The 26,258-nt window shown below is 66.0% G+C and carries 19 protein-coding genes and 1 pseudogene; 4 read left to right on the top strand and 16 right to left on the bottom strand.

Going from position 1 to position 26,258, the window contains the following annotated elements:
• Window positions 1-84 precede the first annotated feature (84 nt).
• From phrB to ACIPK7_RS03920, 4 genes are all read right to left on the bottom strand, one after another.
• Window positions 85-1,512 carry a deoxyribodipyrimidine photo-lyase gene (gene phrB, locus ACIPK7_RS03935; protein ID WP_401085445.1) on the bottom strand — a complete coding sequence of 476 codons (1,428 nt, stop codon included), beginning with the start codon at window positions 1,510-1,512 and terminating at the stop codon, window positions 85-87.
• Window positions 1,509-2,459 (bottom strand): MerR family transcriptional regulator, encoded by a 951-nt coding sequence (locus ACIPK7_RS03930; protein ID WP_401085442.1) that lies wholly within the window; start codon window positions 2,457-2,459, stop codon window positions 1,509-1,511. The genes phrB and ACIPK7_RS03930 overlap by 4 nt, the downstream gene beginning before the upstream one ends.
• A 31-nt stretch (window positions 2,460-2,490) precedes the next feature.
• The gene (locus ACIPK7_RS03925) at window positions 2,491-3,456 is read right to left on the bottom strand and encodes a YbgA family protein (protein ID WP_401085622.1); all 966 of its coding nucleotides are present in this window, start codon (window positions 3,454-3,456) and stop codon (window positions 2,491-2,493) included.
• A gap of 157 nt (window positions 3,457-3,613) precedes the next feature.
• On the bottom strand, window positions 3,614-4,597 hold the full coding sequence (locus ACIPK7_RS03920; protein ID WP_192430882.1) for an NAD(P)/FAD-dependent oxidoreductase: 984 nt from the start codon (window positions 4,595-4,597) through the stop codon (window positions 3,614-3,616).
• Window positions 4,598-4,872: 275 nt separating this feature from the next.
• Here ACIPK7_RS03920 and ACIPK7_RS03915 point away from each other — a divergent pair, with 275 nt between their 5' ends.
• The 4 genes from ACIPK7_RS03915 to ACIPK7_RS03900 all read left to right on the top strand — a co-directional run bounded on the left by ACIPK7_RS03915 (window position 4,873) and on the right by ACIPK7_RS03900 (window position 9,869).
• Window positions 4,873-5,778, top strand: a complete 906-nt coding sequence (locus ACIPK7_RS03915) for a TIGR01777 family oxidoreductase (protein ID WP_192430881.1) — start codon at window positions 4,873-4,875, stop codon at window positions 5,776-5,778.
• A 99-nt stretch (window positions 5,779-5,877) separates the two neighbouring features.
• A complete protein-coding gene (gene hemH / locus ACIPK7_RS03910; RefSeq protein WP_192430880.1) occupies window positions 5,878-6,900 on the top strand; it encodes a ferrochelatase in 1,023 nt (340 codons plus the stop codon).
• Window positions 6,901-7,286: 386 nt separating this feature from the next.
• Window positions 7,287-8,651 carry an MFS transporter gene (locus tag ACIPK7_RS03905; RefSeq protein ID WP_192430879.1) on the top strand — a complete coding sequence of 455 codons (1,365 nt, stop codon included), beginning with the start codon at window positions 7,287-7,289 and terminating at the stop codon, window positions 8,649-8,651.
• A 102-nt stretch (window positions 8,652-8,753) separates the two neighbouring features.
• Window positions 8,754-9,869: a hypothetical protein gene (locus tag ACIPK7_RS03900; RefSeq protein ID WP_401085437.1), complete on the top strand. Its 1,116-nt coding sequence runs from the start codon at window positions 8,754-8,756 to the stop codon at window positions 9,867-9,869.
• A gap of 132 nt (window positions 9,870-10,001) precedes the next feature.
• Here ACIPK7_RS03900 and ACIPK7_RS03895 read toward each other — a convergent pair whose 3' ends face one another.
• From ACIPK7_RS03895 to ACIPK7_RS03840, 12 genes and pseudogenes are all read right to left on the bottom strand, one after another.
• The gene (locus ACIPK7_RS03895) at window positions 10,002-13,058 is read right to left on the bottom strand and encodes a multidrug efflux RND transporter permease subunit (RefSeq protein WP_401085434.1); all 3,057 of its coding nucleotides are present in this window, start codon (window positions 13,056-13,058) and stop codon (window positions 10,002-10,004) included.
• Between the two features lie 83 nt (window positions 13,059-13,141).
• A complete protein-coding gene (locus tag ACIPK7_RS03890) occupies window positions 13,142-14,284 on the bottom strand; it encodes an efflux RND transporter periplasmic adaptor subunit (RefSeq protein ID WP_401085431.1) in 1,143 nt (380 codons plus the stop codon).
• A 290-nt stretch (window positions 14,285-14,574) separates the two neighbouring features.
• Complete coding sequence (locus tag ACIPK7_RS03885; protein WP_401085619.1) at window positions 14,575-15,279, bottom strand: methyl-accepting chemotaxis protein; 705 nt, start codon at window positions 15,277-15,279, stop codon at window positions 14,575-14,577.
• 228 nt (window positions 15,280-15,507) lie between these two features.
• Window positions 15,508-15,717, bottom strand: a pseudogene (locus ACIPK7_RS03880) (methyl-accepting chemotaxis protein); the annotation flags it as partial.
• A 910-nt stretch (window positions 15,718-16,627) separates the two neighbouring features.
• Window positions 16,628-17,722, bottom strand: coding sequence for a DUF1513 domain-containing protein (locus ACIPK7_RS03875; RefSeq protein ID WP_401085428.1), 1,095 nt, complete (start codon window positions 17,720-17,722; stop codon window positions 16,628-16,630).
• Window positions 17,723-17,746: 24 nt separating this feature from the next.
• On the bottom strand, window positions 17,747-18,808 hold the full coding sequence (locus ACIPK7_RS03870; protein ID WP_401085425.1) for an imelysin family protein: 1,062 nt from the start codon (window positions 18,806-18,808) through the stop codon (window positions 17,747-17,749).
• Window positions 18,809-18,823: 15 nt separating this feature from the next.
• Window positions 18,824-20,248 carry a di-heme oxidoredictase family protein gene (locus ACIPK7_RS03865; protein ID WP_401085422.1) on the bottom strand — a complete coding sequence of 475 codons (1,425 nt, stop codon included), beginning with the start codon at window positions 20,246-20,248 and terminating at the stop codon, window positions 18,824-18,826.
• Window positions 20,249-20,447: 199 nt separating this feature from the next.
• Complete coding sequence (locus ACIPK7_RS03860) at window positions 20,448-21,782, bottom strand: imelysin family protein (RefSeq protein ID WP_401085419.1); 1,335 nt, start codon at window positions 21,780-21,782, stop codon at window positions 20,448-20,450.
• 276 nt (window positions 21,783-22,058) lie between these two features.
• A complete protein-coding gene (locus tag ACIPK7_RS03855; protein WP_401085416.1) occupies window positions 22,059-24,140 on the bottom strand; it encodes a putative bifunctional diguanylate cyclase/phosphodiesterase in 2,082 nt (693 codons plus the stop codon).
• Between the two features lie 193 nt (window positions 24,141-24,333).
• A complete protein-coding gene (locus ACIPK7_RS03850; protein WP_045211147.1) occupies window positions 24,334-24,915 on the bottom strand; it encodes a superoxide dismutase in 582 nt (193 codons plus the stop codon).
• A gap of 326 nt (window positions 24,916-25,241) precedes the next feature.
• Window positions 25,242-25,844, bottom strand: coding sequence for a LysE/ArgO family amino acid transporter (locus ACIPK7_RS03845; RefSeq protein ID WP_401085413.1), 603 nt, complete (start codon window positions 25,842-25,844; stop codon window positions 25,242-25,244).
• A 3-nt stretch (window positions 25,845-25,847) separates the two neighbouring features.
• Window positions 25,848-26,255, bottom strand: a complete 408-nt coding sequence (locus ACIPK7_RS03840; RefSeq protein ID WP_192430867.1) for an ACT domain-containing protein — start codon at window positions 26,253-26,255, stop codon at window positions 25,848-25,850.
• Between the last annotated feature and the right edge of the window lie 3 nt (window positions 26,256-26,258).

Here is a 26,258-nt window from a genome sequence, read left to right as displayed (position 1 = left end):
GCGCAGTATGACTGCGATCGCGCGCATGCTGCGCTTCTTCATGGGGCTTCGGTGTTCCTGGCTGCGTCGGCGTTTTCGCACATGTCAGTGCGCGGCTGAGAGGTTCTTGAATGCTTCCAGCGCCCGCTCCCGTGTGGCCGACAGGTCGCACATCGGCTGTGGATAACCCTTTACGCCAAACAGCCCGAGCTTCGACGGATCGTGCACCGCCCGGCCCTCCAGCCCGGCCAGCTCCGGCACCCAGCGGCGGATGAAGCGGCCGTCCGGGTCGAAGCGTTCGGACTGCGAGATCGGGTTGAAGATGCGGAAGTAGGGGGCGGCGTCTGTCCCGGTGGACGCGCTCCATTGCCAGCCGCCGTTATTCGCCGCCAGGTCGCCGTCGATCAGGTGGCGCATGAACCAGCGCTCGCCTTCGCGCCAGTCGATCAGCAGGTTCTTGGTGAGGAACATCGCCACCACCATGCGCAGGCGATTATGCATCCAGCCGGTGGCGAGCAGTTGGCGCATGGCGGCGTCGATGATCGGGAAGCCGGTGCGGCCCTGCTGCCACTCCTCCAGGCCCTTCGGGTCATGGCGCCATTTCAGCTTTTCGGTGTCCTCGCGGAAGGCGCGGTGCCGGCTCACGCGCGGGAAACCGACCAGGATGTGCTTGTAGAACTCGCGCCAGAGCAGCTCGTTGATCCAACTGACCGCGCCGCTGTTGCCGGTCTCGAACTCGCCGTGGTTGTTCGCCAGCGCCGCGTGCAGGCACTGCCGGGGTGATAGCACGCCAGCGGCCAGGTACGGCGAGAGGCGACTGGTTCCGTCGCGTGCGGGGAGGTCGCGGGTGTCCTGGTAGGTCTTGAGGATTTCGTCGGTGAACAGCTCTACGCGCTCGTGGGCGGCTTCCTCGCCGGCGGGCCATTCCTTGCGTAGCGAATTCGGCGGCGTATCGAAGCCCTCGACCTGTTCGGGGATCTCGTCGCTGGCGATATGCAGCTCCTGCTGCGCGCGGGGGGCCGGCATCAGGCTGGGTACACCGAGATTCAGCCGTTCGTAACAGACCTTGCGGAACTGACTGTAGACCTGGAAGTAGGTGCCGCCCTTGGTGAGGATGGTCCCCGGTGTGAAGAAGAGTTGATCGAGATGGCTGCGCAGACGGATGCCGTCGTCCGCCAGTGCTTTCTCCACGGAGGCATCACGCGCGGCTTCGTTGATCCCGTATTCCTCGTTGACGTGGACCGTCTCGATGTCCAGCTCCTGGCACAGCTGGCTGATGAGGTTCGGCGCTTCGTCCCAGTGATCTGCCGTGCGGATCAGCTGCGGAATGCGCAGCTTGTCGAGGCCGGCGCGCAGCTCGCGCAAGTTGCGCAGCCAGAAGTCGACCTTGCACGGCGCGTCATCGTGGCGCTGCCACTGCCCGGGGCTGAGGAGGTAGAGGGCGATCACCGGGCCGCGCTCGGCGGCGGCGTGCAGGGCGCTGTTGTCGCGCAGGCGCAGGTCGGTGCGCAGCCAGACGAGTTGGCGTTTCATGCGGTTTCCCCGTTGAGCAGAAGCAGTTCGCGCAGCAGTTCGAACGCGGCGATCGGATCGCTGGCCAGGTACAGCGGCGGCTCGGCGATGGCCAGTTCCTGCAGTGCATCGGGGTGGATGGCGGTGGCGGGTCCGGCCAGCAGGCGCGGACAGTCAATGCCGGCCAGCAGCCGGGGCAACTGCAACAAGTTCAGCGTGCGGCTGGAATAGAGCAGCACAGCGCGGGGTTGCAGGCGTTCGACCGCCAGCGCCAGCTCTCCAGGCGGCAGGGGCCAGTCGAAGATTTCCAGCGGGCAACCGGCGCTGCTGGCCAGCCAGGCGGTGAGCCACAGGCCCGGCTCCAGCGGCAGGCCGGACTGGTTCACCAGCAGTAGCGGGGCGCCGCGTTGCTGGCGGTTGTGGTGGTAGAGGCGGGTGCCGAACTTAGTGCGCAGCCAGGTGTGGAAGAACACCCGTTCCAGCTGCGCGCCGAACTGGCCCTGCCAGCGCCGCTCAAGCTCTTCCAGCAGCGGCAGCATCAACTGCTCACAAAGGGTTTGCGCGGGGTAGATCGCCAGCGCGCCGTTGAACAGCTCGTCCAGCTGGCGCTCATTGATCCGGCCGATGGCGGCGATGCACTGCTGGCGCAGGTCGTCCCAGGGGGAGGCGGTGGCTTCCGGCGGTGGCGGCGCGTCCTCGTCGAGCAGCGCACGGATCTTGCTCACCGCCACACCCCGGCCGAGCCAGGTGAGGATGGCCTGGATGCGTGCGATCTGCGCCTCGGAGTAAAGGCGATGGCCCTTGGGCGTGCGCTGCGGCACGACCAGGCCGTAGCGGCGCTCCCAGGCGCGCAGGGTGACCGGGTTGACGCCGGTGCGGCGGGAGACTTCACGGATCGGCAGCCAGCCTTCTGCCAGGGCCTGACGGTAGTCGTCGTCTGATTCGCGGTGAGGGTGGTCGGGGTTCATGGGCATCCTTTCTATACGTCTGAGGGCTACGTCAGATGGCATTGCGCAGGCTCAGGTCTTCGGGGTGCGGTTGCAGGTAGGCCTGGGCATCGATGTAGGGGTGCGGGTGCAGGCGGAAGTGGTGCTTGAGCAGCGTCAGCGGCACCACCAGCGGGATAACGCCTTCGCGGTACTGCTCGATCAACCGCTGCATCTCGGCCTTGTCGGTGGAGAGCAGGTCATGCTTGAGGTAACCGGCCAGGTGCTGCAGCACGTTGCTGTGGGTGCCGCGTGTGGCGCAGGTGCCCAGCGCCTGCATGAAGTCGTGGAAGTAGTCCCGGGCGAAGTCTTCCAGCGGTTGCTCGGCGATCTTCGCCAGGCGCTGGCCGAGGGAACTGTACTGGCGCGGGTTGTGGGCCATCAGCTGGTACTTGTAGCGGGAGTGGAAGCCGATTACCGCGTGGCGTGTCAGCCCATCCGCGCAGAGCTTCTGCCAGGCGGCGTAGGCGAACACGCGGGTGAGGAAGTTCTCGCGGATTACCGGGTCGTTGAGCCGGCCTTCTTCTTCCACCGGCAGCTCCGGGCGCGCGGCGCAGAAGGCTTGTGCGTAGAGACCGCGCACGCCCGGCGGGCGCAGCTGGCCGTCGAAGCGATAGAGCTTCACCCGCTGCAGGCCGCAGGAGGGCGACTGCTGCATGAAGATGTAGCCGCAGATGTCCTGCAGCAGCCCGGCCTGTTTGTGGCCGAAATCGCGCAGGGCTTCGCTGACGTCGCGGCCGCCTTCGCGCTGGATCAGCGCTCTTGGGTCATCGTGGTCGCCGACCAGGCGCAGGGTCGGCCGCGGCACGCCCAGGCCGATGGCGACTTCCGGGCACACCGGGCGGAAGTCGAAGTGGCGGCTCAGGACGTCCAGGCACAGGCGCGAGGCCTTGTGTCCGCCGTTATAGCGCACCGACTCGCCCAGCAGACAGGCGCTGATGGCGAGCTTGGGGCGTGAGGGGTTGGTGGGTTTGGCGATGGACATTGCGGCGACCGATTTCTTGTACAGGTTGGTTTCTTTGTACAACTATCGGCAAGGATAGGCGCAGGCTTGTACAAGTGCAAAGACTTGTACAAGGAAGGGGACGGGTGCGGGGATTCGACGGCCATCTCCGCAGGGAGATGGCCGTGGTCGGTCAGAGGTGTTCGAGCAGGCGGCGGGCGGCTTCCAGGCCGCTCAGCCAGGCGCCTTCGACCCGGCCGGAGAGGCACCAGTCGCCGCAGGCGTATATCCCCAGGTCGGCGTCGGCGAGGGCGCCGAACTGGTGTGCTTCCATGGGGCGGGCATAGAGCCAGCGGTGGGCGAGGGCAAAGTCGGGGGCGTGGACGGCACAGCCGATCAGCTCGGCGAAGGCGCCGCGCAGGTGCTCGATCACGCTTTCCTTGGGTAGGTCGATGTGCTGCTTGCTCCATCCGCTGGCGGCGTGCAGCACCCAGGTGTCGAGCTGCTCGTCACGACCGGGTTTTGAGTGGTTGCTGGCCAGCCAGGACAGCGGGCCCTCGTGCACGAAACAGCCCTGCACGGGCGTGTCCAGGGGCTCGCGGAAGGCCAGGGCAACGGCCCAGGTCGGCTCCATGGGGATGCTCGCGGCGGCGGCGGCCAGCTTCGGCGCACTGGCCAGCAGCGCCGCAGCCTGTGGCGCCGGCGTGGCGACCAGCACGCGGCTGAAGGGGCCGTGGGTCTGGCCTTCGGAGTCCTGCAGGTGCCAGTGCTCCTCGCCGCGGTAGACCTCGGTGATACGGCAGGTGAAGGTGACGACCTGGTCCTGCAGCAGCGCACGGGTGATCGCGCTCATGCGTGGGCTGCCGACCCAGCGTGGCTGCTCGTCGGGCGAGGGGCTCAGTTCACCGTCGCGGTACTGGTAGAGAGCCGGGTCCCATTCGGCGACCCAGCCGTGCTCGCGCCACTTCTGTATGGCATCGAGGAAACGCCGGTCTCGGGCGGTGAAGTACTGCGCGCCGAGGTCCAGGGCGCCGGCTTCGCTGCGCTTGCTCGCCATCCGGCCGCCGCTGCCGTGGCCCTTGTCGAACAGATGGACGTCCTGCCCGGCATCGCGCAGGGCGTGGGCGGCCGAGAGTCCGGCGATACCGGTGCCAATGATGGCAATGGGGGCGCTCATGACATGCCTCGTAGTCTGTTTCTTTCAGCGTAACGAGCGGAGTGTTCTTGTACAAACGAAACTATATGTACAATTACGTTTCAGCTGTCCGCGCTCGTCAACGATAGGATTTCGATCATCGGAACCTTCGGCGCCGCATCGGTTCATTCAGGAATGAGCCCGGCACCGGTTCCGGCACTTACAGCGTAGACCTCGCCGTAGAGGGAGTGTCAATGCAATCGCCTCCCTCTCGTCCAGACTGATGGAAGGTGGAACAGCCCAACAAGGAGTTCGCCATGCATATTCTCTTGACCGGCGGCACCGGCTTGATTGGCCGCCGCCTCTGCCGCCAGTGGAGCGCCGATGGGCACCAGCTCACCGTGCTGAGCCGTCAGCCCCAGCGCGTCGCCTCGCTGTGCGGTGAGACGGTGCGCGGTATCGCCGACTTCGAGGCTTACGGAGACGTGCCGCTGGATGCGGTGGTCAACCTGGCCGGCGAGCCCATCGCCGACAAGCCCTGGAGCGCCCGGCGCAAGGCCCTGCTGTGGGACAGCCGGGTGCGCCTGACCGAGCGCCTGGTGAGCTGGCTGGAGGGGCGCAGCCAGCGCCCGGCGGTGCTGATCAACGGCTCGGCGGTCGGTTGGTACGGCGACGCCGGCGAGCGACCGCTGGAAGAGAACAGCGCGGCCGCCGGCGAGGACTTCGCCAGCGAACTGTGCCTGGCCTGGGAGCAGATCGCCCGCGAGGCCGAGGCGCTGGGCATACGTGTGGTCCTGGTGCGCACCGGTCTGGTCCTGGCGCCCGAAGGTGGTTTCCTCAAGCGCCTGTTGCCGCCATTTCGCATGGGCGCCGGCGGACGGCTCGGGGATGGCCGGCAGTGGATGTCCTGGATTCATATCGACGACCAGATAGCCCTGATCGATTTTCTTTTGCGCAAGGCGGACGCGGCCGGTCCTTATAATGCGTGCGCGCCGCAGCCGGTGCGCAACCGCGATTTCACCCAGGAACTGGGCCAGGCGCTGCACCGGCCGACACTGATGCCGGTTCCGGGCTTTGCCCTGCGCCTGCTGCTGGGCGAGATGTCGACCCTGCTGCTGGGCGGCCAGCGCATCGTGCCGCGCCGCCTGCTGGACGCCGGCTTCGTGTTCCGCTTCCCGGAATTCAAGGAAGCGCTGGCGGATGTGCTGCGCGAACAGCGCTGAAGGCCTGCGGCATCGGCGACAGAACTTGATATGAATCGCTGCGTGTAAACTGCGCAGCCTGCACGACGACCTCCTACCGTACCGGTTTAAGGAAACTGCATGACCCAAAACGCCCTCCTGCTGGTCAACCTGGGATCACCGGCCTCCACCCAGGTCGAGGACGTGCGCCGCTACCTCGATCAGTTCCTCATGGACCCTTACGTGATCGATCTGCCTTGGCCGATCCGCCGGCTGCTGGTGTCCCTGGTGCTGCGCAAGCGCCCGGAGGAGTCCGCCCACGCCTACGCGTCGATCTGGTGGGACGAGGGCTCGCCGCTGGTCGTGCTGAGCCGCCGCCTGCAGGAGGCCGTCCGGCCATTCTGGCCACACGGCCCGGTCGAGCTGGGCATGCGCTATGGCGAACCGTCGATCGAGAAGGCGCTGCTGCGCCTGAGCCAGCAGGGCATCACCCAGGTGACCTTCGCGCCGCTGTACCCGCAGTTCGCCGACAGCACCACCACCACCGCCATCGAGGAAGCCCGTCGGGTGATGCGCGAGCACAACCTCAAGCTGGAGCTGAAGGTGCTGCCGCCGTTCTATGCCGAGCCGGAGTACCGACAGGCGTTGGTGGACAGCGTGAAACCGTATCTGGAGCAACCCTACGATCACCTGCTGCTGAGCTTCCACGGCCTGCCCGAGTCGCACATTCGCAAGTTGGTGAAGGACAAGAGTCACGATCTCACTGCCAGTTCCAGCCGGGGCGTGCACGAGGACGTTATGGCCGTCTGTTATCGCAGCCAGTGCCTGCGCACGGCGGAGGATTTCGCCGCGGGTGCCGGTCTGCAGCACGGGCGCTGGTCGGTGTCCTTCCAGTCACGCCTGGGCCGCAACAAGTGGATCGAACCCTACACCGAGGCGCAGCTGGACAAACTCGGCAAGCAGGGCGTGAAGCGCCTGCTGGTGATGTGCCCGGCCTTCGTCGCCGACTGCATCGAAACGCTGGAAGAGATCGGCCAGCGCGGCCAGGAGCAGTTCCGCGCGGCGGGCGGCGAGGAGCTGGTGCTGGTGCCTTGCCTGAACGATCAGGAACTCTGGGCACGGGCGCTGGCGAAGCTTTGCGAGCGGTTGCCGGTGGCGATCTGATGCTGCATCGCCGCGGGACATTGCTCTCTCCCTGACCCTGGCTGCGCGCCACGCTCGGAAGGGAAAGGGCGGGGGAGAGGGGCTCCGCATTCACGTGGACTCTAGTCAGGTAGGGCGAATAACGCCTCAAGCGTTATGCGCCCTACATGGAAGCCCTGTTCTTCGCCGGATGCCGCGGCTCTCGGGTAACGGGTTCGCGAGCAAGCTTGCTCCTACATGGGCTGGGCTAGAACCCTCCGTCCAATCCCTGACCACCCATTCATCAGCCAACGGCCAACGCGCGCATTCAGAGATCTGATAGTGCGCGCGCGACGCGTTCGCAATGCCTACTCTGCGGCTTCTCCCCTTCGCCTTCGCCGCGATTGGCGGCGTTTCAGGAGCCCGGCATGAACAACAACAATAACGGCTACCCCTCCAGTGCCGTGGCCTGGTCCACGGTTGCGATCCTCATGGTCGCCTACGTGCTTTCCTTCATCGACCGACAGATTCTCAACCTGCTGGTCGGCCCCATCCGCCGCGATCTGGAGATCAGCGATACGCAGATGAGCCTGCTGATGGGCCTGTCCTTTGCGCTGTTCTACACGCTGTGCGGCATCCCCCTCGGGCGCATGGCCGACAGCCGCAGCCGTCGCGGGCTGATCACTGTCGGCGTGCTGATCTGGAGCGCCATGACCGCCGCCTGCGGCCTGGCCCGCCAGTACTGGCACTTCCTGCTGTTCCGCGTCGGTGTCGGCGTGGGCGAGGCGGCCTTATCCCCGGCGGCCTACTCGCTGATCGCCGACAGCTTCCCGGCCCAGCGTCGGGCCACCGCCATCAGCGTGTATTCCATGGGCATCTACCTTGGCTCGGGGCTGGCCTTCCTGCTCGGCGGGCTGGTGATCAAGTTCGCTTCCGCCCAGGGCGATGTACACCTGCCAATCCTCGGTGAAGTGCGGCCCTGGCAGCTGATCTTCCTGATCCTCGGCGCCGCCGGGGTGCTCTTCACCCTGCTCATGCTCGCGGTGAAGGAGCCGACCCGCCGTGGCGTGGGCGCCGGCGTGGTCGTACCAATGAGCGAAGTGGGCGCCTACCTGCGTGCCAACCGCAAGACTGTGCTCTGCCACAATTTCGGTTTCGCCTGTATCTCCTTCGCCAGCTACGGCAGCGGAGCCTGGGTGCCGACCTTCTTCGTCCGCACCTACGGCTGGGATGCCGGCCACGTCGGCGTGGTATACGGCAGCATCGTTGCGGTGTTCGGCTGCCTGGGCATCGTCTGCGGCGGCCGCCTGGCCGACTACTGGGCCAAGCGCGGGCGCACCGATGCCAACATGCGCGTGGGCCTGCTGGCCGCCTGCCTGGCCATCCCGCTGAGCCTGGTCTATCCGCTGCTGGACAGCGGCAACGCGGCGGCAGCGATGATGGCGCCCATTGTGTTCTTCCTCAGCATGCCCTTCGGCGTCGCCCCGGCGGCGATCCAGGAAATCATGCCCAACTCCATGCGCGGCCAGGCCTCGGCGATCTACCTGTTCGTGGTGACGCTGCTCGGCCTGGGCATCGGCCCGACCGCCATCGCCCTGGTGACCGACTACGTGTTCGCCGACGACATGGCGCTGCGTTACTCGCTGCTGATTGTCAGCGTTGTGGCCCTGGTCGCCGGGGCGTTGCTGCTGGCCAGTGGTCTGAAGCCGTACCGCGCGAGCCTGGAACACCTGAAGAGCTGGAGCCTGAAAGGCGAGAGCGAGAGCGGCGCGATGCAGCGCCAGCCGGCCTGATAGCTCTTCGCGAGACCGAGCCCCCGCGCAGTGATGCGCGGGGGCTTTTCTTTGCCCATGGCACAATGCGGCAGAACACGGAATCGAGGGGAGGTTTCCAGCATGGAAGGAAAGGGCATCGGTGCATGGCTGGCAGGCCTCGCGGCGCTGGCGCTGAGCGTTGCGGCCGCAGCGGATGAGCCATGGGTGGCGTTCACACAGAACGAGTTGATCGGATTCAAGGATGCGCAGGGCGTGGTGAAGATCGAGCCGACGCTCAGCCCGATGTTCACGATGGCCCGGCGCTTCGAGCACATCATCGCCACCGGTGAGGAAACGACCGACGGTTACCGCAACTACTACCTGCTGCGCGACGGCCGCCAGGTGGCGCCGGACTCGCTGTACTTCTTCGACAATGCACCGATCTGCGAGAGCGAAAACAGCATCCGCTTCCGCGACCGTCAGCGCGACAAGGTCGGCTTCCTCGACGGCAACGGCCAGGTGCTGATCGCGGCCGAGCTGAGCGATGCGACGGCCATGCGCAACGGCATGGTGGTGGCGCTGAAGGGCGCCACGCGCAGCTGTGCCGATCCGGGCGTGAGCCTGGAGCAGTGCGAGCACAAGGGCTGGAGCGGCGGCACTGAACTGCTGCTGGATCGCCACGGCAGGACGCTGGTGCAAGGCTTCGACGCTTCGCGCGCCGAGGCGCTGGACTGGTACTCCAGGCAGGTGGGCGAGCAACCTTCCAGCGATGCGCGCCGCGTTTCGTTCAAGGCTGTCGATGGTCGCTATATCAGCTTCGTCGATATCGAGAAGGACTTTGCCGTCTGGTTCCGCGACGAGTTCCTCGCGCACCTCGATGATGCTTCTCTGAAAGCCCACAGCTACTCCCGAATCTGGAGCGGGCAGGGCGGTGAGCCGCTGGATGACTGGCAGGCCGCCACGCCGGATGAAGTGCTGCAAAAGCACGGCGCGGAGCTGCGTAAGCGGCTGGTGGCACTGCGTACCTCCGCAGGCTATGGCGTGCGCGCGGACGACATGGGCTGGCCCTTCGACCCCGAGCGTGACCCGCAGTACTTCGACGGTTGCGGCGAGTTCGCCCAGTGGAAGACGCCCAAGGTGTCGGTCATGGAACATTGGCAGCAAGGCTCGTTCGAGCCGGCCCGGCATGCCAGCTTCGACTTCATCCGTACCGCCGAGGGGTATCGGCTGGTGGCGTTTTCCATTCCCAAGCCGTGACGGTTGCCTGTAGGAGACATTGCGCCGGAGTTTTCCTGTTGTCGTAGGGCGCATAAAGCGGAACGCTTTATCCGCCCTACGGATGAATCGCAGGTGCCAGAAAAAAGCCCCGCTGATGCGGGGCTTTTTTCTTCAGTGCGCCGTGGCCAGCGCGGGGTTTTCGGCGGGCTTCTTGTCCGGCTTGGCCAGCAGCGTATACACGCAGGGCAGCACGAACAGGGTGAACAGCGTACCGATGCTCATGCCGGTGGCGATGACGATGCCGATGTCGAAGCGGCTCACCGCGCCGGCGCCGGTGGCGAGCAGCAGCGGGATGACGCCGAGCACCATGGCGGCGGTGGTCATCAGTACCGGGCGCAGGCGAATCGCCGCGGCCTCCTCCACCGCCTCGCGCACCGACAGCCCGCGCTCGTGGCGCAGCTGGTTGGCAAACTCGACGATGAGGATGCCGTGCTTGCTGATCAGCCCGATCAGCGTCACCAGCCCGACCTGGGTGTAGATGTTCAGGCTCGACAGGCCGAGGAACAACGGAATCAGCGCACCGCAGATCGACAGCGGCACGGTGACCATGATCACCAGCGGATCGCGGAAGCTCTCGAACTGCGCCGCCAGCACCAGGAAGATCACCGCCAGTGCCAGGGCGAAGGTGATCATCAGCGCACTGCCTTCCTGCACGAACTGCCGCGAGGCGCCGGCGTAGTCGAAGGAGAAGCCGCGCGGTGATTCCTGCTCGGCGATGCCGCGCACGGTGTCGATGGCTTCGCCCATGCTGACCATCGGCACGCCGGAGATGATCGCCGAGTTCAGCTGCTGGAACTGGTTGAGCTGGCGCGGGCGCGCGCGCTCGTGGAAGGTCACCAGGGTCGACAGCGAGATCAGCTGGCCGCTCTGGCTCTTCACGTAGTAGTTGTTCAGCCAGCCCGGGTTGTCGCGGTAGGCGCGCTCGACCTGGGCGATCACCTTGTAGCTGCGCCCGTCGATGGTGAAACGGTTGATCTCGCCTTCACCCAGCAGCGCCCCCAGCGCGACGCCCAGGTCCTGCATGGATACGCCCATCTGCGCGGCCTTGGCGCGGTCGATGTCGACCACCAGCTCGGGTTTGTCGAAGGCCAGGTCGAGATCGAGGAAGGCGAACTTGCCCGACTCCTCCGCGCGCTTCTTCACCCGCTCGGCCACCTGCAGCAAGGACTGGTAGTCGCTGGCGGTGTTGATGACGAACTGGAACGGCAGGCCCTCGCCGGTGCCCGGCAGCGACGGCAGGTTGAAGCCGAAGATCTGCAGGCCGGGGATCTTGTCCAGCTCGCCCTGCACCGCGTGCAGCAGTTCCATCTGGCTGCGTTCGCGCTCGTCCCAGGGCTTGAGCAGCATGCCGCCGATGCCGGTCTGCACGCCGTTGTAGCCGTTGATCTGGAACGCCGAATAGTACTCGGGGAACTTGCGGAAGATGCCCTCGAACTCGGCGGTGTACTTCGACAGGTAGTCGAGGTTCGCCGTCTGCGGCGCGTTGGCCATGAGGAAGACGATGCCCTGGTCTTCCTCGGGCGCCAGCTCGTCGTGGCTGAACATGACCAGTAGGGGAATGATCGCCAGCACCAGCAGGGCGAAGACGATCACCACCGGGCGGCTGTTCAGCGTGCCGTGCAGGGCGCGCTGGTAGCGCTGCTTGAGGCCTTCGAAGATCAGGTCCAGGCGATGGGCCAGGCCGCTGGGGTTTTCGTCATGGCGCAGCAGACGCGAGCACATCATCGGCGACAGGGTCAGGGCTACGATGCCGGAGATGATCACCGCACCGGCCAGGGTGAAGGCGAACTCCTTGAACAGCGCGCCGGTCAGGCCGCTGAGGAAGCCGATGGGCGCGTACACGGCGGCCAGGGTGATGGTCATGGTCACCACCGGCACGGCGATTTCCCGCGCGCCCTCGATGGCGCCTTGGAACGGCGACTTGCCCTCCTCGATGTGGCGGTGGATGTTCTCCACCACCACGATGGCATCGTCCACCACCAGGCCGATGGCGAGCACCATGGCCAGCAGCGTCAGCAGGTTGATCGAGTAGCCCATCACCTGCATGAAGAACAGCACGCCGATCATCGACAGCGGGATGGTCACCACCGGGATGATCACCGAGCGGAACGCGCCGAGGAACAGGAAGACCACCACGATGACGATCAGGATCGCCTCGCCCAGGGTCTTCACCACCTCGTCGATGGAGGCCTGGATGAAGCGCGTGGCGTCATAGGCGATGGATACCTGCAGGCCGGGCGGCAGCTGCTCTTCCAGCTCCGGCATCTTGGCGCGGACTTCCTTGATCACGTCCAGCGGGTTGGAGCTGGGCGTGCCCTTGATGCCGATGTACACCGATGGGATGCCGTTGAACGAGCTGACCGCGTCGTAGCTCGCCGCACCCAGTTCGATGCGCGCCACGTCGCCCATCAGCACGCGACGGTCGCCTGCGGTCTTCAGCGGGATGGCGGCGAAGGCTTCCGGGGATTTCAGGTCGGTGGAGGCGTTCACCGAGGTGACCACCAGCTCGCCCTTCACCTCGCCGGCGGCGGAGAGGAAGTTGTACTGGCGCACCGCGTCGGCCACGTCGCCGGCGGTGATGCCGTAGGCGGCCATCTTCACCGGGTCCAGCCACAGGCGCATGGCGAACACCTGGTTGCCGAGGATCTCTGCTTCGGAGATGCCCGGCAGGGTGGCGAGCTTGGGCTGGATCACCCGCGACAGGTAGTCGGTGATCTGCGGGTTGTTCATCTGCTCGCTGAAGAAGCTGATGTACATCAGCGCCGAGGCGTCGGCCGCTTCCTTGTCCAGCACCGGGTCTTCGGCGTCGGGCGGCAGCTGGGTCTTCACCTCGCCGATCTTCGACAGCAGCTCGGTGACCAGGCGATCGGAGTTGGCGCCGATGTGCGCGTAGATCGAGATCACCGAGTAGTTCTGCCGGCTCACCGAGGTCATGTAGTCGATGCCTTCGGCGCTGGCGAGACTCTGCTGCAGCGGCTGGGTGATGTAGCCCTGGATGGTTTCGGCGTTGGCGCCAGCATAGAAGGTGGTGACGGTGATCAGCGCGTTTTCCATCGCCGGATACTCGCGGATCACCAGCTTGCTGAAGGCCTGCATGCCGAGCAGGACGATCAGCAGGCTGACCACGGTGGCCAGCACCGGGCGACGAATAAAGGGATCGGTGAACATAGCTCAATCCTTTAATGCGGACCCTGCCGGATGACGGCGGGGTCTGTTGGCGCGCCACATCGAGCGACGCGCCGGCTATGCGATTACTGCGGGTCCTTGGCGATGGCCACGGCGGTGCCGTTGTCCAGCTTGAGCTGGCCGGAGGTCACCACCTGCTCGCCGGCCTTCAGGCCCTCGAGGATCACCACGCTGCCTTCGCGGCGTTCGCCGGTCTTCACGAAGCGGCGTTCGACTTCGAGCTTTTTCTGCGAAGACTCCGTGACCTTGGTCTGGCTGGTGCTGGCCACGTCAGCTTCCTTGTCGTCAGCCTTTTTCTTTTGCGGCACCACCACGTACACCGAGTTGCCATACAAGGTGAAGGCGACGGCGGTCTCCGGGACCACGATGCGCGGCGCGCTGTCCGGCAACTGCACTTCGAGGTTGGCGAACATGCCCGGCAGCAGCTTGCCGTCGGGGTTGGCCATGCTGGCGCGGACCAGCAGGTTGCGCGTCTGGTTGTCCACGCGCGGGCTGATGGCGTCGATCTGCGCGTCGAAGCTCTGGCCCGGATAGGCCGCCACGCGAACCACTACTTTCTGCCCGCGCTTGAGCAGGGGGAAGTCTTGCTCGGGCAGGAAGAAGTCCACCTGCAGGGTCGTCAGGTCCTGCAGGGTGACGATCTCGGTGCCCGGGGAAACGTAGTCCCCGACGTCCACCTGGCGGATGCCGATGGTGCCGGAGAAGGGCGCGAGGATGCGCTTCTTCGCCAGCGCCGCGCGCAGTTGCGCGACGGTGGCGGTGGAGCGGTTCAACTGGGCGGCGAGGCGGTCGTACTCGCTCTTGGAAATGGCCTGGCGGCCCACCAGGCTCTTGCCGCGCTCGTACTCGACCTGGGCCAGCCCGAGGTCTGCCTCGGCGGTACGCAGGGTGGCCTGCTCGACGTCGGATTCGAGCTGCACCACCGGCTGGCCGACCTTGACCTTGTCGCCGGAGACGAACTGCACCGCGCTGACCGTTCCCGAAACCTCGGCGGTCAGGGTTACGCCCTGGATGGCGCGCAGGGTGCCGATGGCCTGCAGGCGGCTCTGCCAGTCGCGTTCTTCGGCATTGGCGGCGTTCACGCTCACCGGCGGACGCGGCGCCGAGAACATGGCGATCTGTTTCTTGATGGAGAGGTATTTCGAGCCGGCGAGCACCGCAACGATGACGGCAACTACGCCCAGCATGATCAGCATGCGGCGCAACATCTTCCTGTTCCTTGGTACGTGCCTGGCAGCAATCGGGCGCGATCGCTCGCCCACAAGTTGCCGGGCGGCCTTCCGTTCGCGCAGATATCGATCAGGCTTTGAAGCCGATACGTGGGACGCCCCATTGCGGGGCGGAATTGCGCACCTTATGCCTGAATGCGCGGAGAGTCAAAGGGCTGGGATTACAAGAGGTTTCCCACGAAAAGTAAGGTTGTTTGCGGAGGATGTGCGCTGGATCGGTGCGGAGAAGTGCGCTGGAGGGGAAGCCACGTCCATGTGGCTGAGAAGGATCAGGCGCTGAGCTTGCGGGTGACGTCGGCGAGTTCGCCGGAGAGGCCGTGCAGGTGGCGGCTGGCGCCCTGGGTGCGGACCACGTTTTCCTCGTTCGTGGCGCCGATGGCGGTGATCTCGGTGAGGTTGCGCGAGATGTCCTCGGCGACCGAGGTCTGTTCCTCGGCGGCGGTGGCGATCTGGCGGTTCATGTCGCGGATCGCTTCCACGGCATGGGTGATGCTGCGCAACACTTCGCCGGCCTGGGTGACGCGCTCCACGCCCTGTTCGCTGCGGGTCTTGCCGCTCTCGATGGCGCGCAGGGCGTTCACCGAGCCGGTTTGCACGGTGTCGATGATCTGGTGGATCTCGGCCGTGGATTCGGCGGTGCGCTGGGCCAGGGTGCGGACCTCGTCGGCGACCACGGCGAAACCACGCCCGGCTTCACCGGCGCGGGCGGCCTCGATGGCGGCGTTGAGGGCCAGCAGGTTGGTCTGGTCGGCGATGCCGCGGATCACTTCCAGCACCTTGCCGATGCGTCCGCTGTCGCTTTCCAGGCGGCGGATGACGTCGGCGGTGTTGGCGATCTCGTTGCTCATCTCGGTGATGGTGACGATGGTGGTCTTCATCACTTCGCCGCCTTCCTGGGCGTGCTGGTCGGCATCGTCGGCGGCGCGGGCGGCGTCGGAGGCGTGGCGGGCGACTTCCTGGGCGGTGGCGGACATCTCGTGCATCGCCGTGGCCACCTGGTCGGTGCGCGAGAACTGCTCACGGGTGCCTTCGGCCATCAGGGTGGCGATGGCGTTCAGCTCGCCGCTGGCGGTGTCCAGTTCGGTGGTGCTGTGTTTCAGACGGGTGAAGGTCTCGGCCAGGAAATCGCGCAGGGTGTTGGCGGCACGGGCCAGGCGGCCCAGTTCGTCGCGGCGGCTGGCGTCGACGCGCTCGCCGAAGTAGCCCTCGCTGAGCTGGGCGATGTGTTCGATCAGGCGGGCGATCGGGCCGATCAGGTTGCGGTTGACCAGCCACAGGCTGAGCAGGCCCAGCGCGATGCCCGAGAGCAGCAGGACCAGGGTGCCGCTGACAACGGTACTGTCGGCACTGGCGGAGATGCTCTTGGCTTCCTCCTGGGCGTCGTGATGCAGGCTGTCCACCAGGGCGGCCATCTGCTCGCTGGCGGCACGGTCGATGCCCTTCACCGCGACGTCACCGGCGCGCGGGTCACTGCCGGCGGCGACATAGGCGTCGCGGCCTTTGCGGTAGGCCTGGCCGAGCTGGCGATGCTCGTCGCGCAGACGGGTGACCTGGGCCTTGAGCGTCGCATCATCCGCGGCGTTCTGCTCCAGGCGCTGGAGCAGGTCCTGCACGGCGCGTTCCTGGTCTTCGAACTGGCTCCAGTACTTGTTCAGGTCCGCCGGCTGCTGGCCGCGAAGCAGGACGTTCTTCCACTCCTGCACCTGGGCCTTGAAAGCCAGGTTGGCCTGGTCCACGAGTTGCGAGGATTGCAACGGGCCGTCCAGCAGGCGCTGGTAGGCGCTGACGCTGCCGGACAGGAAATGGAAGCAGGCGAGGGCGATCAGCAGCACGAGCAGCAGGCTGCCGCCCAGCAGCGAAAGGATCTGGGTACGCAGGGAAGTATTGGGGGACATCTTGTTTACGCCTCTAAGACGCAGGGTGGGATCGGTCAGCTTTTGCATCGGCCGGGTGGGTGTCTTCCTGAGGACAGGCAGACGAGTGGTAGGGGTTTTCGGGCGCTCTGGTACGGGCGTTCTGGCCTGATGCCATGGGCTGCCGGTGTCGCAGGAGCGGATTCATCCGCGATCGCTATCCGGCGGTTCCGAGCTTGACGGTTGCACATCGCGGACGGAGTCCGCTCCTACGGGAAACTTCTGTACACGGGCCGGCCCTCACCCTAGCCCTCTCCCGGGGGGAGAGGGGACCCAATGGTGCAGGATGAAACCACAGCGTCAGCCGGCACGGTTTGCCCCCTCTCCCTGAGGGAGAGGGTTGGGGTGAGGGGGAAATGCAGGCGCCGAATTATCCGGGAGAAGACAGTTGCTCCTACGCTCGCCGGAGTCAGGCCAGGTGCAGGTGGTTGTCCCAGAACGCCGGGGGCAGGTCCAGCGGCGTGCCGGCAATGCGTTCGCCGCGGCAGTCGTAGAAGCGGCAGCGGCCCTGGCCGGAGGTGACGACGAAGCCGTCCTTCACCGCGCCGACGCCGGCGCAGTCGGGCAGCGGCGCGTCCAGGCGCACGGCGCCGGAGTCCAGGTCCCAGATGAAGAAGCGGTTGCCGCGCGGGGCGGTGAGGGCGACCAGGCGCAGGTCGTTGTGCACGGCGACGCTGGCGGTGTACTGGGTCATCGCCAGGCGCTGCTCGTCGGCCAGCGGGAAGGCCTGGAAGGCCTCGCCGGGGCGCTTGATGGCGAGCAGGTCGGCGCGATCATGGGCGTCGCCCATGTACTGCTGCCCGGCGACTATGGTGCCGTCCGCGGCGATGGCCAGGTGGCGCACGCTGTTCATCGGCTGCGGCAGGGTTTCCTTGGAGATCAGCACGCCGTCGCGGCGCATCAGCACCAGGCTTGGCTCCATGGCGTCGAGGTTCATCTCCACACGGCTTTCGGCTTCGGTGCGGATGCCGCCGTTGGCCACCACCAACGTCTCGCCATCGGGCATCCAGGACACCTGGTGCGGGCCGAGGCCGTGGGTGGAGACCTCGCCGGCGTGGCTCAGGCGCTCACCGTCGAAGCGGTATACGCCGAGCAGGCCGCGGCCCGGATCGGAGGTGTCGTTCTCGGTGGCGTACAGCCACTCGCCGTCCTTGTGCCAAACGCCGTGGCCGTAGAAGTGGCGGTCCGCCTGCGAATCGACGGTCTGCAGCAGGCGGCCGTCGTTCAGGTCGATCAGGTAGCTCTGCCGGCCCGGACGACGGGCGACGAACAGCGCCAGCGGCAGGCTGGGATGCTGCACCACGTCGTGGCAGCGCAGGCCGACCTCGGTGGCGAAGGCGCAGCTGCCGTCCAGGCGATAGCCCACGGCATAGTGCTTGCCATCCGCGTCGTCACGGGCGGACAGCACCAGGGGCTCCTTGCCCTTGCGTGACAGCGTCCAGCCGCCGAAGGTCAGGGCGCCGAGCAGCAGGCTGCCCAGGCCGATCACGTGACGTCGCAACATGGTTTTCACCTCGTCCGCTCTCGATCAGTCGCCGTCGTTGGCGTTGAAGCCCAGCTGCACGCCCAGCGCCTTCGCCAGGTCGCTCTCGTGCAGGCGGTGGACGACGTTGAGGCTGTCGTACAGCTCGTTCAGCTGCTTGAGGCCGGCTTCGTCCTTGAGCAGTTCGCTGAGCGGCTGGTTGATCGCCTTCAGCTTGCCGTGGACGTCGGCGTAGGCGGCGTCGATCTTCCCGGCCAGCTCTTTCTGTTCGGCCGGCAGCAGGGCGCGCAGGCCCTTCTTGTCGGTGCCGTCCCACAGCGCCTGGGCGCCGGTCAGGCTGGCGTCCAGGCTAGCCAGGGAGGCGTCGCTGCGCCAGCCTTCGGCCTGGAACGGCTGCGGGATGCCCTTGCTTTGGCGGCCCAGCGGGGTGCCGAGTTTCTTCTTCAGCATGTCCAGCGCGGTGACCTGCACGCGTAGCAGTTCGGCGATGGCCTCGTGGGCATCGGCGTAGCGCTCGTTGGGGAACTTGGAGAGCTGGGCGAGCATGCCGCCGTCCTGCTTCCACTGCGCCAGGATGCTTTCGGCCAGGGTTTGCTGGTGCGCACCGATAGCTTCCAGCAGCGGGCAGTAGCGAGCCTTGGTCTCGGCGTTGGCCAGGTCGATCTTCGCATCGAAGAGGATGTATTCGTAGGCGGTCAGGCCCTGCACCACGACGCTGGATTTATCCAGGGTCTCCGGGGATATCGCGTTGCCGCTGCTCAGCAGTTGCTCGACCTGGCGCGCCACGAGGTTCTTCTTGTCCGGCCAGAACTGTACCTGCCAGGAGCGGTTGCCCTCGGCCAGCGGGCCGACCAGCAGCGGCTGCAGCTCGGCCCAGGCCTTCTGCGCGGCCATGAAGTCGGCGCGTGCCTTGGTCAGGTCTTCCTTGCCCTGGCAGTAGGCCAGGGCGCTGGCGGCCAGCGCGCGGTCGGCGTCGACCCAGCGGCTGTAGGTCGGCAGGATCACCTGCTGGGCCAGGGTGGCGCTGGTGGTGGCCTGCGGGTCGGTGGGCGAGCAGGCGCCCAGGGCGATGGCGAGGCTGGTGATCAGAAGTCGGGGGCGGAACATGGTGGGCTCGGCTCCTTAGAGTGAGTTCAAAAACGCCAACAGGGCATCGCGCTGCCCGGCGTCGAAATTCAGTACGCGTTGCTTGGCCGCTTCGGCTTCGCCGCCATGCCAGAGCACGGCTTCGAGCAGGTTGCGGGCGCGGCCGTCATGCAGGAACTGGGTGTGGCCGTTGACCGTTTCGGTCAGGCCGATGCCCCACAGCGGCGCGGTGCGCCAGTCGCGGCCGCTGGCAAGAAATTCCGGGCGATTGTCCGCTAGTCCCTCGCCCATGTCATGCAGCAGCAGGTCGCTGTAGGGGCGGATGACCTGGTTGGCGAGCTCGGGCTCGGCGGCATTGATGCCGGTGGTGAACTTGGGCGTGTGGCAGCTGGCGCAGCCGGAATCGAAGAACAGGCCCTTGCCGGTGAGCACCTGCGGGTCGTCGACTTTGCGCCGTGCCGGCACAGCGAGGTTGCGGGCGTAGAAGGCGACCTGGTTGAAGATGTGCTGGCTGACTTCCGGTTTGCCTCCGTCGATGGCTTTCAGGCAATCGACCTGGGCCTGGGTGCAGTCATCGCTGGGCAGCAGGTCGCTGGTCAGGCCCATGTCGCCGGAGAAGGCGTGGGCGTTCTGCTGGGCGACGTTGGGTTGCCCGGCCTTCCAGCCGAAGCGGCCGAGGACTGTGGCCTGTTTCTCGTCGTCCCAGACCCGGTTCGGCCGGCCGTGGATGCCGTCGCTGCCCTTGGCCTGGAGGTCCGCGTTGGCGAGGATGTCCGCCTCGCTGATGGACTCCAGCAGGCCCAGGCCGATCATCGGCGGGGCGATGCGGGCGGAGAACAGCGTGTCCGGGTGCATCGGCCCGTAGCCCAGGTCGCTGATGCGCAACATGGGCTTGCGCAGCTCGACCACGGTGCCGTCCTTGAAGCTGACCTTCACCGGCTCGTAGTCCACCCGCACCTTGCCCTCGGGTGCCACGCCGGGGATGGCCGAGTCCTGGAACTGGCCGCCGTACACCGGCTCGGGCACCACGCCCAGGCGCTTGATGGTTTCGACGTCGGCGGCGCCGGCGGGGATCGACAGGCGTACCAGCATCGATACGGCGTTGATGTCGTTCAACTCCGGCGGATGGCCACGGCCGTCCTTGATGTGGCAGTTCTGGCAGGCGTTGGTGTTGAACAGCGGGCCGAGGCCATCGCGGGCTGTGGTGGTGCTCGGCGCAATCACCCAGGGGTTGCGGAAGAAGCTGTTGCCCACGGCGAAGTCAAGGCGGCGGCTCGGCGTGAGGTTGCCCGAGGGCATGGAGAAGGCGTTACGGTCGCTCTGCTTCACCGTAGTGGCGCCGCCAGAAAGTGCTTCGCCAGGCTCGGCCACGGCGTGCTGGGAGGTCTCCGGCTTGCATGCGGCAAGGGCGAGGGCAGACAGCAGCGGCACGAGGCACAGGGCGGTACGGCGGTGGAGCATTGGCGGGGGTTCCAGGGCGGTATATGGCAGCGCGCCATGGTAGCAGGGGTGTCAAATGCAAATATGAAAAATTTGTATTTGCGAACGACATCGTTTGCCGTCCAGAAATGACAAAGCCCCGCGAGGCGGGGCTTTGCCTTGGTTTCAAGGTCGCTGCGGCGTGGAGCCGCAGCGCCTGCAACCCTTCAGGTCAGGCTGATCAGAATTGGTGATCGGCGTTGTCCGGCTTCAGGTCCTGCACGCCGACCGCGGTGGCGGCCTTCTCGATGGCGCCGGTCTGCTTGACCAGCGAGGCGATGGCGTCACGGATCTTCTGCTGATCGTCCTTGTCTTCCGGGGCGATCATCTGGTCGAAGTGCACACCGTCCTTCTCGGCACGGTCGACGATGATTTGCATCTTGGCTTCGGTGTTGGCCAGGTCATTCTTCAGATCGGTATCGGCGGCGGCGTCGACCTTGGCGACCAGGTCGGACAGGCTCGGGCCCTTCACGACGCTGCCGTCGGTGCGCTTGTATTCGCCGGTGTAGATATTGCGAATGCTCTTGGCATTGAAGAACAGGGTGTTGTGGGTGTTGTCGCTGAAGCAGTCGTGCTCGTCTTCGGTGGAGTTGGCTTCCAGCGCGACCTTCATGCGCTCGCCAGCCAGCTCGCCGAGGGACAGCGAGCCCATGCCGAAGAACATCTTGCGCAGGTTGTTCTCGGCGGTGTCGGCCTCGACCTTGGCGCGGTAGTTGTCGGCAACGCCGGCCTTGAAGTTGCCGTGCATTTCTTCCAGGTCGGAAACCAGCAGGTCGGTGACGGCCTTCAGGTAGGCGGCACGACGGTCGCAATGACCGTTGGTGCAGTCCTTGCCCTGGGCGTAGTCGGTGTACTTGCGATCGCCGGCGCCCGGCTTGGTGCCGTTCAGGTCCTGGCCCCACAGGAGGAATTCGATGGCGTGGTAGCCAGTGGCGACGTTGGCTTCGGAACCGCCCAGCTCGTTCAGGCCCTTGAGCTTCTCGCCGGTGATTTCCTTGACGTCGATCTTGTCTTCGCCAACCTGGATCTCGGTGTTGGCGACGATGTTGGCACTGGCGCCAGCGTTGCCTTCAGCGTGCTGATAGTCCTTGGCGACGTAGTCGATCAGACCTTCGTCCAGCGGCCAGGCGTTAACCGCGCCTTCCCAGTCGTCGATGATCGAGTTGCCGAAGCGGAAGGCTTCGCTCTGCGAGTAGGACGGGCGGGAAGCGATCCAGGCTTCGCGGGCGGCCTTCAGGGTTTCTTCGCTGGGCTTGGCGATCAGTGCGTCGACGGCGGTCTGCAGGGCCTTGGCGGTGGTCAGGGCGTCGCCGTAGGTGGCTTCGGCGATGTCCAGGTAGTTCTTCACCACGGCCTTGACCGCGGCCTCGTCGACCTTGGCGGCCGCCGGTGCAGCGCTCTGGGTGCTGGGCGCCTGCGCGGCGGCAGGGGCTTCGGCTTTCTTGTCATCGCCGCAGCCGGCGAGGGAGATGGCGATGGCGAGCAGGCTGGCAGTGGCCCAGGGCATACGAGTCATGACGGGTTCCTTTGCATGGAAAAGAGGCGCACGAAAAAGGACTGCGCAAGAAAATCTGCAACATAATGCGAAAGATTTGCATTTTTGAAAAGGGCGTTCGATAGCGCGGTTCGGTCGCGGGGCCAGCAAGTCGCTATCAGCGCGCAGGGAGAGTCGTTCTTTGTAGGGGCGAGCTTGCTCGCGAACCTCTTGGCACCGGCGCTCGGGCTGTTCGCGAGCAAGCTCGCTCCTACAGGGAGGATTTGGCGTGAGGAGGGCGTTTTCCACCCGAAGGGATCAATGCCGCTCGACGGACCCGCCCGGATTGCCGCCGGCCGCTTCGGCCAGGCGCCGCGCCTGCTTGATATACAGGGTCAGCTCGCGCGCCGGCAGCGGCTTGCTGTAGAGGTAGCCCTGACCTTCGTGGCAGCCCTGGGCGATGATGTAGGCCTCCTGCTCCACCGTCTCCACGCCCTCTGCGATCACCTGCATCCCCAGGCTCTTGCCCAGCTGGATGATGGCGCGAACGATGGTGGCGTCGTCGTCGTCCAGCAGCAGGTCCTGAACGAAGCTCTTGTCGATCTTGATCTTGTCCAGCGGCAGGCTCTTCAGGTAGCTCAGCGAGGAGTAGCCGGTGCCGAAGTCGTCGATGGCGATCAAGGCGCCTGCGCGGCGCAGGCTGAGCAGGTGCTGGGCGGCGGTGGAGATGTCCTCCATCAGGCCCGTCTCGGTGACTTCCAGCTCCAGCGAGCGCGGCGGCAGGCGGTGCATCTGCAACAGGTTGCTGACCACCCGTGGCAGGGCGTTGTGGCGCAGCTGCACGGTGGACAGGTTGACCGCCAGGCGCAGGTCGTCGAAGCCCTGGTCGTGCCATTCGCGCAGTTGGCGGCAGGACTGGTCGAGTACCCATTCGCCGATGCTGAAGATGCTGCCGTTCTGTTCTGCCAGCGGAATGAACAGGTCCGGCGCGACCCAGCCCTGGGTCGGGTGCTGCCAGCGCAGCAGCGCCTCGACGCCGACCACGCGGTGATCGCGGTAATCCACCTGCGGCTGATACACCAGGTGCAGTTCGTTGCGCGCCAGGGCTTCGCGCAGGTCCTTCTCCAGCTCGCGGCGGCGGCGCATCTCGCTGTCGACGCTGGCGATGTAGAACTGGTAGCGGTTGCGCGAGCGGCTCTTGGCCAGGGTCATGGTCTGCTCGGCTTTCTGCAGCAGCTTCTCGGTGGTCTCGCCGTCCTCGGGGAACAGGGTGATGCCGATGGTGGCGCGCAGGTGCACCAGGTGCTGGTCGAGCTCGAAGGGAGCTTCGAGATCGTCGAGGATCTGCTGGGCCAGCTCTGCCGCTTCGTAGGGCTGTTCGATGTCGGCCTGGACCAGGGCGAACTGGTCGCCGCCCAGTCGCGCCAGGGCGCCGAGGTGCGCGCTGCGGGTGCGCAGGCGGTCGGCGAGGGCGATCAGCAACTGGTCGCCGAACTGGTAGCTGTATTGCTCGTTGATGCCCTTGAAGTCATCCAGGCCCAGGCAGAGCACGGCGACGCGGCGTTGCAGGCGCGAGGCGCCTTCGAGGATCTGGTCCAGGCGCTGTTGCAGCAGCTTGCGGTTGGGTAGGCCGGTGAGGAAGTCGTACTGGGAGATGCGCAGCAGGCTGTCTTCGGCCTCCCGGCGCAAATGGCCGTTGCGCTCGATAGAGGCCAGCAGCTGGTTGGCGGTATTCACCCATAAACCCAGCTCGTCCTTCTCGTGGCCGTCGGGCATCGGCAGCTTGTGCTGGCTCGGGCGGTCCGGGTTGATCGAGGCAAGGTGCTCGATGATCTTCGACAGCGGCTTGGTCAGCAGCCAGTGGTAGACCATGAACAGCACCAGACTCAGGGCCATGGCGCGGAGGATGCCGGAGATGAAGATGATCACCGAGGTGGCGACGAAGTCGTCGCCATAGGGGGCGGTGTCGAGGGTGATCTTCAGGTCGCCGTAGTACTCGTTGGAGCCGCCACGGCCGGCGAGGCGAATGGAGTAGTTCTGCTCGGCGCCGAGGATCGGGTCGGTCAGCCAGCGGGTGTTGGAGTCCAGCAGCGGGCGGGATTTCTCCGCCAGCATGGGTTCGTCGGGATGGCCGATGGCGGCGTAGCGTACGGCTTCGTGCTGGAACAGGCCTTCGAGGACCTGCATCGCCATGTCGCGGTCGAGGCTGTAGACGGCCTGGGTGGACGGGTCGCGGACCATCGCCAGGATGCGCTGGGCATCGTTGTGCACGGCCTGGCGGGCCTTGTGGGCGTCATAGACGATCTGGGCACAGCTGAGTACCACTCCGACCACGAGGGCCGCGAGCAATACCATTCGCAGCAGCTTGAGGGAGAGGCTGTGCCGGGGATCCAGTTTCAAGGGCTTTCCTTGTTTCTCGCCAGGGGCGAACGACTGGGGCTGAGTATTGGCAATTGGCGCAATGACGTCAAAGGGCCATCGTTGTGTTTCGTGACTGTACCGGCCTTTCAGGTTAGCTGACACGAAGGTGATACGCGTCCATTACGAAAAAACCCGGCGCAAGGCCGGGTTTTTCCTATCAAGCAGGGTGCATTCAGGCAGCGAACTGCTCAGCCACGAAGTCCCAGTTGACCAGGTTCCAGAACGCCTCGACGTACTTCGGACGCAGGTTGCGGTAGTCGATGTAGTAGGCGTGTTCCCAGACGTCGCAGGTCAGCAGCGGGGTGTCGCCGCTGGTCAGCGGGCAGCCAGCGCCGATGGTGCTGGCCAGGGCCAGGGAGCCGTCAGCCTTCTTCACCAGCCAGCCCCAGCCGGAGCCGAAGGTGCCGATGGAGGTCTTGCTGAACTCTTCCTTGAACTTGTCGAAGGAACCGAAGGCAGCGTTGATGGCGTCAGCCAGGGCGCCGGTGGGCTGGCCACCACCGTTGGGGCTCAGGCAGTTCCAGTAGAAGGTGTGGTTCCACACCTGGGCGGCGTTGTTGAAGATGCCGCCGGAAGAGGTCTTGACGATGTCTTCCAGGCTCTTGCCTTCGAACTCGGTACCCGGAACCAGATTGTTCAGGTTCACGACGTAGGTGTTGTGGTGCTTGTCGTGGTGGAATTCCAGGGTTTCCGCGGAAATGTGCGGCTCAAGGGCGTTCTTCGCGTAAGGCAGCGGCGGCAATTCGAAAGCCATGGTCTCTCTCCTATCTCACTCAGTCTGGGCTAGCGCGACGTGCGCGCGACCGGTACACGGGGCCGGTTCGATGTTTGTCGCGGCATCCGGGCGTAGCTGCAATGCGCCCCATCAAGAGGCAGGCAGCGCGCCAGTTGCGTCCGGAAGGCTCAGAGCCCGCCGGCGCCGCGAAGGTCGGATCATAGCACCCGACCTGCGGCATATCCACGCAGCAACTGTAGGGGCAAAGGCCCTGCACAGCGGCTTGCGTCGGAGCGCGACGCTCACTATGCACAGACCGGGATGACGGAACGTCGTTCGAAAAGCTTCCGTCGGCGGGCCGGAGATCAGCTGGCGAACACCAGTTGCGCGGCCATGCCCAGCATCATCACCGCGACCATCAGGTCCACCAGGCGCCAGGTCGCCGGCCGCGCCAGCCATGGCGCAAGCCACGCGGCGCCGAAGGCCAGGGTGAAGAACCACAGCAGCGAAGCGCTGGCCGCACCCATGGCGTAGGCGCCGGGCGCTGCCTGCTGGGCGCCGAGTGAGCCGATCAGCAGCACGGTGTCGAGGTACACGTGGGGGTTGAGCAGGGTCACCGCGAGTGCTGCCATGAGCACGGTGCGGCGCGAGCGCGGGCCGGTTTCCTGCGCATCGGCCATGGCTTCGGGTGCGACTGCACGACGCAGCGCCTTGAGGCCGTACCAGACCAGGAAGGTGACGCCACCCCAGCGGGCGATGGCCAGCAGTGTCGGGTTCTCGGCGAGAATCTTCGCCAGGCCGAACACCCCGGCGCTGACCAGGATCGCATCGCACAGCACACACAGCGCGGCCACCGACAGGTGATGTTCGCGACGCAGGCTCTGGGCGAGGACGAAGGCGTTCTGTGCACCGATGGCGATGATCAGGCCGGCGGCGACCAGCACTCCATTGAGGTAGCTCTGCCACATGATTCAGGCTCCTTCCGGGTTGCGGGCGAGGGCGCGCAGCACGTCCAGCGCTCGCGGGCCGTCGGCGTAGGCGACGAACAGGTGGTCGTGGTACCAGGCGGCGATCACGTTGCAACTGATTCCGGCCTTGGCCAGGGCGCCGGCCACGGCAGCGGTGAGACCGACCGCCTGCAACGCCGAGTGCACTTCCAGGGTCAGCCAAGCGGCGACGTAGTCGAAGGCCAGCCCGGCTTGTTCGGCTTCGGCGCGCGACAGGATCAGCGTCAGACCCTCGCTCTCGCGGAAGCTGCCCAGCGGCTGCAGGCCGGTCGGGAGCTGGCCGTCCGGCAGGGTGCAGAAGACGTACTCGCCGTCGTTGAGCACCGGGGTCATGTCGCGCAGCAGCGCGGCCAGGGAGGTTTCGCCAGCCATGGT

The organism is Pseudomonas sp. NPDC086581, from assembly GCF_044746165.1.
Lineage (GTDB): Bacteria > Pseudomonadota > Gammaproteobacteria > Pseudomonadales > Pseudomonadaceae > Pseudomonas.
Note: the sequence above shows the minus strand (reverse complement) of the source record. Positions and strands in the feature narration are given on the sequence as shown.

Coding starts and splice junctions, on each gene's coding strand:
- ACIPK7_RS03890 (WP_401085431.1), bottom strand. CDS start 14,284: ATGTTGCGCCGCATGCTGATCATGCTGGGCGTAGTTGCCGTCATCGTT.
- ACIPK7_RS03895 (WP_401085434.1), bottom strand. CDS start 13,058: ATGTTCACCGATCCCTTTATTCGTCGCCCGGTGCTGGCCACCGTGGTC.
- phrB (WP_401085445.1), bottom strand. CDS start 1,512: ATGAAACGCCAACTCGTCTGGCTGCGCACCGACCTGCGCCTGCGCGAC.
- ACIPK7_RS03870 (WP_401085425.1), bottom strand. CDS start 18,808: ATGTTCCGCCCCCGACTTCTGATCACCAGCCTCGCCATCGCCCTGGGC.
- ACIPK7_RS03840 (WP_192430867.1), bottom strand. CDS start 26,255: ATGGCTGGCGAAACCTCCCTGGCCGCGCTGCTGCGCGACATGACCCCG.
- ACIPK7_RS03900 (WP_401085437.1), top strand. CDS start 8,754: ATGGAAGGAAAGGGCATCGGTGCATGGCTGGCAGGCCTCGCGGCGCTG.
- hemH (WP_192430880.1), top strand. CDS start 5,878: ATGACCCAAAACGCCCTCCTGCTGGTCAACCTGGGATCACCGGCCTCC.
- ACIPK7_RS03860 (WP_401085419.1), bottom strand. CDS start 21,782: ATGACTCGTATGCCCTGGGCCACTGCCAGCCTGCTCGCCATCGCCATC.
- ACIPK7_RS03875 (WP_401085428.1), bottom strand. CDS start 17,722: ATGTTGCGACGTCACGTGATCGGCCTGGGCAGCCTGCTGCTCGGCGCC.
- ACIPK7_RS03920 (WP_192430882.1), bottom strand. CDS start 4,597: ATGAGCGCCCCCATTGCCATCATTGGCACCGGTATCGCCGGACTCTCG.
- ACIPK7_RS03905 (WP_192430879.1), top strand. CDS start 7,287: ATGAACAACAACAATAACGGCTACCCCTCCAGTGCCGTGGCCTGGTCC.
- ACIPK7_RS03850 (WP_045211147.1), bottom strand. CDS start 24,915: ATGGCTTTCGAATTGCCGCCGCTGCCTTACGCGAAGAACGCCCTTGAG.
- ACIPK7_RS03865 (WP_401085422.1), bottom strand. CDS start 20,248: ATGCTCCACCGCCGTACCGCCCTGTGCCTCGTGCCGCTGCTGTCTGCC.
- ACIPK7_RS03845 (WP_401085413.1), bottom strand. CDS start 25,844: ATGTGGCAGAGCTACCTCAATGGAGTGCTGGTCGCCGCCGGCCTGATC.
- ACIPK7_RS03885 (WP_401085619.1), bottom strand. CDS start 15,279: ATGTCCGCCACCGCCCAGGAAGTCGCCCGCCACGCCTCCGACGCCGCC.
- ACIPK7_RS03930 (WP_401085442.1), bottom strand. CDS start 2,459: ATGAACCCCGACCACCCTCACCGCGAATCAGACGACGACTACCGTCAG.
- ACIPK7_RS03915 (WP_192430881.1), top strand. CDS start 4,873: ATGCATATTCTCTTGACCGGCGGCACCGGCTTGATTGGCCGCCGCCTC.